3 protein-coding genes and 1 pseudogene are annotated in these 5,172 nt (G+C 77.4%); all 4 read right to left on the minus strand.

Annotated features, from left to right (window positions below; all coding sequences use genetic code 11):
• Window positions 1–640, minus strand: a pseudogene (locus CS2_RS17600) (hypothetical protein); the annotation flags it as partial.
• A gap of 112 nt (window positions 641–752) precedes the next feature.
• On the minus strand, window positions 753–2,426 hold the full coding sequence (locus CS2_RS17605; RefSeq protein ID WP_070320948.1) for an LpqB family beta-propeller domain-containing protein: 1,674 nt from the start codon (window positions 2,424–2,426) through the stop codon (window positions 753–755).
• On the minus strand, window positions 2,423–4,210 hold the full coding sequence (mtrB, locus tag CS2_RS17610) for an MtrAB system histidine kinase MtrB (protein WP_082740345.1): 1,788 nt from the start codon (window positions 4,208–4,210) through the stop codon (window positions 2,423–2,425). The genes CS2_RS17605 and mtrB overlap by 4 nt, the downstream gene beginning before the upstream one ends.
• Window positions 4,207–4,890 (minus strand): MtrAB system response regulator MtrA, encoded by a 684-nt coding sequence (gene mtrA, locus CS2_RS17615; RefSeq protein WP_046528747.1) that lies wholly within the window; start codon window positions 4,888–4,890, stop codon window positions 4,207–4,209. Before mtrA ends, mtrB begins: the two co-directional genes overlap by 4 nt.
• Window positions 4,891–5,172 lie beyond the last annotated feature (282 nt).

Consider the following 5,172-nt stretch of genomic DNA (forward strand, 5'->3'; position numbering starts at 1 on the left):
GGCCCGCTGCCCGCACGAGGGGCGCGGCGCGGCGCGCCTCGACGCCGACGTCGCGCAGCCCCGCGGCGACGGCGCCCGCGAGCACGTCCACGGGGGCCCGGCCGCGGCGCCGGCGCGCCGCGGCGGACGACGGCACCGCGACGACGAGCACGGCACCCGCCACCCGCCGGGCACCGGCCTGCGACGCCGACGCCCGGCGTCCCGACGGGCGCGACGCCGACGGCACCGACGGGTCCGACCCGCCGCGGTCCGCCGCGCCGCCGAGGTGCCGACCCGTCCGGCGCAGCGCCGCCGCGAACGGACGGTCGAGGTCGGCGCGTCCGCCGTCCTTCCACGCGGTCACGGCGTGCCGGACCGGCCCGGCGAACGCCGCGGGCGCGAGCACCGGCAGCAGGGTCCGCCCCTCGAGCAGGTCGAGCCGCCCCGCGCCGTGGTCGCGGCGGACCGGCGGACCGTGCAGGTGCGCGGCGCACGCGTCGCACCACGGCACGTCGGCGAGCCCGCAGCCGGCGCACGCGACGGGCACCACGAGCCGCACGAGGTCGCGCGCGGCCGCGACCGCGAGCGCCACGCAGACCGTGGCGCTCGACGCGGGCTGCGCGGCCGGGTCGTGGCGCGTCCGCCGGGGTTCGTCGTGCACACCGGCAGCCTCCCGTGCCGACGGCGGCCGACGACCCCGGGACCCCCGTCGTCGGGGACCGACGCCGGGGGTCCCGGGGCCGTGGGCGGCTCGGCCCGGGCCCGGCCGCACGTCAGCCGGGGAACGCGACCCCGGTCACGTCGAGGTCGCCCGTCACGCCCGGGACTGCGACCCACGTGCCGCCCTGGTGACGCAGCAGCTCCCCCTCCGCGGTCACGACGTACAGCGTGCGCTCGCCCCGGTCCGCCGCGAGCGCGACCGCGTCGGCGACCGCCGGCAACGACGTGCTGCGTCCCGCGACCGTCACGAGGTACGGGGCCGCGCCGGCGTCGCCGTCGGCGAGCACCGCGAGCGTCACGTCGTCGACCCACACGACCGGGCCGGTCGGCGTGAGCGGCGCCCCGACGCGCAGCGCCGGGCCGATCGCGACCGGGGCGCCGTCGTCGTCCCGCACGACGCCCGCGACGTCGAGCGTGGTCCCGTCGGGACCGTCCGAGACGATCGCCACGCGCGAGGCGTCGCGCGACACGCGCACCGCGCGCACCGTGCGCCCGAGCAGCCACTCGGCCGCCACCTCGGTGGTCGTCCCGTCGAGCCGCACGGTGTCGAGGCGCCCCGGCGCCGAGACGCGCGCGGTCCACACCCAGCCGAACCGGTCGACCGACGGTGCCGCGAGCCCCGCTCCCGTCAGCAGCGTCCGCTGCGCGGCGGCCCCGACCGGCAGGGCGACGAGCGTGCTCGCGTCGGCGAGCGCGACGCGCACGGACCCGTCCGCCGACCGCGCGATCGCGCGCGGCGCCGCACCGGCCACGGCCCCCACGCCGTCCACGGGAGCGGCGACGCCGTCGACGAGCGCGAGCGTGCGGCCGTCGACGAGCAGCTCGAGCTCCCCCGGGTCGGGCGTCACCAGGTCGGCGGCACGGCCCTCGAGCGGCGCCCCCGTCGCGCCGGCCTGCACGTGGACCGTCGTGATGCCGAGCGCGCGGAGCGACGCCTCGAGCTGCGCCAGCAGCAGGCCACGGTCGGCGTCCTGCACGGCCTGCGCGGGCTCGAGCGTCAGCTCGGCGACCCCGCCCTGCTCGAGCGTGACCGCCTCGGGCTTGAGCTCGGCGCCCGCGGGCACCGCGGTCGTCACCGCGTCCCGCAGCCACGGCGACGGGCCGGCGAGCAGAGCCCGGACCACGGCGGTCGGGACGTTGCGGTCGCGGAACCATCGGACCTCGGGGACGAGCATCTTCTCGTCCGGCGACAGGAAGTACAGCGAGGTGGCGCGGAACTGCTGCTCGAACCGCCGCGCGGTCACCACGACGCCGTCGGGTGCGTGCGCGATCCGCCAGTGCCCGCGCGCGTCCTGCACGAGCTCGTAGCGCAGGGTCTCGCGCGCGTCGGCGGGCGCCTCGGCGTACCGCCCGTCGGCGTCGAGCCGTGCGGACACGTCGACGGACACCGTGACCTGCGCCTCCCCCGTCTGCTCGACCTTGGTGCGGCTCGCGACGACGGTCGACGCGCCCGGGTCCCACTCGGTGCGCTCGTCCGCCGCGAGGAACTGCCGCGTGACCTCGAAGTCGCCCGTGACCTCGGCGTCGCTCGCGAGCAGGAAGCCCTCGACGATGGCCGCCGGGTCGGCGTCCGCCTGCGGGCCCTGCGCCAGCACCACGACCCCCTCCTGCTCGCGCACCACGCCGTCGCCCTCGGTCACGGGCCCCGACGTGGGGATCGCCGCGCACCCGACGAGCACGCCGACGACCAGCACGACGGCCGGCGCCGCGCCCCGGACCCGGCTCACGGCTGCCTCCGTCCGTGGGCCGGCACGTCGGCCGTGTCGTCGAGGCGCACGTCGGTGCGCGCCGGGTCCGACGCGTTGCTCACGATCGCGATCTCCCCCGTCATGGGCGGCAGCTCGGGCAGCGCCGCCGGGTCCGTGCTGCGCAGCGGCGCCGCGTCGGCGACCGGGGCGTCGGGGCCGGGGACGAGGGGCAGCGGCGAGCCCGAGAGCCGGATGCCGGCGCGTCGGGGCAGCGTGAGACGGAAGCAGGCACCGCGCCCCGGCCGCCCCCACGCCTCGAGCGTGCCGCCGTGCAGGTGCGCGTCCTCGAGCGAGATCGCCAGGCCGAGCCCCGTGCCGCCGGTCGTGCGCGCCCGCGCGGGGTCGGCGCGCCAGAAGCGGTCGAACACGTGCAGCGCCTCGTCCGCGGTCATGCCGACGCCGTGGTCGCGCACGGTCACCGCGACGGCCGTCGGGTCGACGCCCACGCGCACCTCGACCGCCGAGCCGTCGGCGTGCTCGATGCCGTTGACGAGCAGGTTGCGCAGGACGCGCTCGACGCGGCGCGGGTCGACGTCGGCGTCGGCGCGCTGGTCGGGCAGCTCGACCTGCAGCCAGGACCCGCGGCGCGCGGCGAGCGGCACGGCGTTGTCGACGGCCTGCATGACGATGTCCCGCAGGTCGCGGCCCTCGGCGTCGAGGACGGCGGCGCCCGCGTCGAAGCGGCTGATCTCCAGGAGGTCGGCGAGCAGGTCCTCGAAGCGGTCGAGCTGCGTGGCCAGCAGCTCGGCGGAGCGCTTGACGGCGGGGTCGAACTCGTCGCGCGCACCGTGGATGACCTCGCCCGCCATGCGGATGGTCGTGAGCGGCGTGCGCAGCTCGTGCGACACGTCGGACACGAAGCGGCGCTGCAGCGTCGAGAGCTCCTCCATGCGGTGGATCTGGTCCTGCAGGCTGCCCGCCATCTCGTTGAACGACCGCGCCAGCGTCGCCATCTCGTCCTGCCCGTGCACGGCCATGCGCTCCGACAGGTGCCCGTCCGCGAGGCGCTCGGCGACGTGCGCGGCGCGGCGCACGGGGTGCACGGTGCGGCGCGTCACGAGCCACGTCATGCCGCCGAGCAGCACGACCAGCGCGGCGGCCGCGAACCCGAGCGTGCGCAGCAGGAAGTCGAGCCGGTCCTGCTCGGCCTGCAACGAGTACAGGAAGAACATCTGGTACGTGCCCGCGGTGGGCACCTCGACGTCCTGCCCGACGACGATCCCCGGCTCGACGCGGTCGCCCACGGGGATCGCGACGGACTGCCACTGCTGGCCGTCGCCCGCGGTCGCCTGCTTGAGCTCGCGGCTGACGAGGTCGACGAGCGTGAGGTCGCTCGCCGTCGCGCCGACGCCGAACCCCGCCTGGCCCGGCGCGCGCAGCAGGAACACGTCACGGTCGCCCGACCCGCCGGCGCGCTGCGCGTTCGTCACGTCCTCGAGCAGGATCGCGACGTCCCCGGGCGTGCTCGCGGTGGACGCCGCGAGCGAGTCCTGCGCCTGCTGCGTGCTGCGCGCGCTCTCGGCGAGCACCTGGTCGCGACGCGCCTCGAAGAGTCCCGCGCTCATGCGGTCGCCGACGTAGACGCCGATCAGCGCGAGCGCGACGAGCCCCAGCCCGAGCGTCGAGACGAGCACGCGCAGCTGGAGCGACGAGCGCCAGCGGCCCGCCAGGGCGCGCAGACGACGCCCCGCGCGTGCGCGGCCGAGCCGGCGCCACGCCCCGCGGCGCGGCGTGCGCTCGACCGTGGCCGGGGACGCGCTCACGCGCCGCCGACGCCCGCCTTGTAGCCGACGCCACGCACCGTCACGACGATCTCGGGACGCTCGGGGTCGGTCTCGATCTTCGAGCGCAGGCGCTGCACGTGGACGTTCACGAGCCGCGTGTCGGCCGCGTGCCGGTAGCCCCAGACCTTCTCCAGCAGGACCTCGCGCGTGAAGACCTGCCAGGGCTTGCGCGCGAGCGCGACCAGGAGGTCGAACTCGAGCGGCGTGAGCGCGATGGGGCGCCCCGCACGCTCGACGCGGTGGCCCGGGACGTCGATCGACAGGTCGCCGATCGCGAGGTGCTCGGGCGCCGGCTCGTCGCTGCGCCGCAGCCGGGCGCGCACGCGCGCCACGAGCTCCTTGGGCTTGAACGGCTTGGAGATGTAGTCGTCGGCGCCCGACTCGAGGCCCAGCACGACGTCGACCGTGTCGCTCTTGGCCGTGAGCATGACGATCGGCACGCCCGACTCGGCCCGGATCAGCCGGCACACCTCGTTGCCGTCCTTGCCGGGCAGCATGAGGTCGAGCAGCACGAGGTCCGGCTGCGACTGCCGGAAGACGCCGAGCGCCTCGTCCCCGTCCTCGCAGAAGACGGGGTCGAACCCCTCGGAGCGCAGCACGATCCCGATCATCTCGGCCAGAGCGGTGTCGTCGTCGACCACCAGGACGCGTCCCTTCATGGTGATGATCCTCTCATCGTCACGGCACTTCCCGGGGCGCCCCGCGGCGCGCACCCGGGTGACGCGGACCGCGGTGCGGGCGCCGCCGCCGGGACCGCGCGGACGCCGTGCCCGCCGCGGCGCCGCGCACCGGTCGTCGCGGGGGTGCCGCGTGGCACGATGGGCCCCGACCAGCAGCGGCGCACCGCCGCGCGGCCGACACGGACACCCGAGGAGCCGGACGCATGACCGCACCGCAGGACGACGCCCCGCCGCCGGCGCCCTGGGCGAGCCCCGCCGGTG

The organism is Cellulomonas iranensis NBRC 101100 = JCM 18110, from assembly GCF_001552375.1.
GTDB lineage: Bacteria > Actinomycetota > Actinomycetes > Actinomycetales > Cellulomonadaceae > Cellulomonas > Cellulomonas iranensis.